2 protein-coding genes are annotated in these 954 nt (G+C 53.7%); both read left to right on the top strand.

The window, feature by feature from the left end:
* Positions 1–724, top strand: a 724-nt coding sequence (locus tag PGX78_RS08745) for a rod shape-determining protein (RefSeq protein ID WP_270446572.1), incomplete at its 5' end; no start/stop codon positions are given.
* 11 nt (positions 725–735) lie between these two features.
* On the top strand, positions 736–954 hold a 219-nt coding region (locus tag PGX78_RS08740), incomplete at its 3' end, for a hypothetical protein (protein WP_270446571.1).

Here is a 954-nt window from a genome sequence, read left to right as displayed (position 1 = left end):
TAAGCCGCGCGTCATCGTATCCGTTCCCTCAGGTGTGACGAACGTAGAACGACGGGCCGTCATGGAGGCCGTATTGCAGGCCGGAGCCCGTAAGATTGTCGTCATGGAAGAACCCTTGGCGGCAGCCATCGGGGCAGGTCTTGATATTGCCGATTCGAACGGGTCCATGGTTGTCGACCTGGGCGGCGGTACGACGAATGTGGCTATTTTAAGCCTCAGCGGTGTCGTTATCAGCGAATCCTTGCGTATCGGCAGTCATACCTTCGATGAAGCGATTATTCGCTATTTGGAAAAAAATAAATCCGTAACCGTCGGGTATCGTACGGCCGAAGAGTTAAAAATGCTCATCGGCACGGCCATTGCGGACGGTCGCAACTTTATGGCCGACGTGCGCGGTCGCAGTACGGAAACAGGACTTCCCGTAGAGGCCGATGTGGACTCGCAGGAAATAAGAACGGCTCTGGAAGAGCCTTTGGACAGTATTGTCCATGCCGTCGTATCTATATTGGAAAAGACGCCGCCCGAATTGGCGGCCGACATTGCCGACCACGGCATTGTCCTCACCGGCGGCGGGGCTCTTTTGGACGGTTTCGATCGTCTCATTGCAAGAGCCACGGGGATGGCCGCTTACTTATGCGACACGCCCCTTCTTTCCGTAGCAAACGGAGCCGGCAAGGCTTTGGCGGAAATGGACAGATTAAAAGACAGTTATTACGAATCATAGAGGTGGATAATATGAAAAAGTTAAAAAAGATGATAGTAGCACTGGGCTTGGCCGCTATGGCCGTTATGCCCGTCAGCGCTGCAGAAGTAGCATATACTTCCGTGTTGAGCGGTACGGTAACGACAGTATCGGCTGTAGGTACGGTTGTTCGTGAAGGCGATGTACTGCTTACGGTCAATACCTTGACAGGTCCTATGGCTGCAGCTCGAGCTCAGTCGGCCGGTGTAGTT

The organism is Megasphaera sp. AF13-6AC, from assembly GCF_027685385.1.
GTDB lineage: Bacteria > Bacillota > Negativicutes > Veillonellales > Megasphaeraceae > Megasphaera > Megasphaera micronuciformis.
This window is presented reverse-complemented; position numbering and strand designations above follow the sequence as displayed.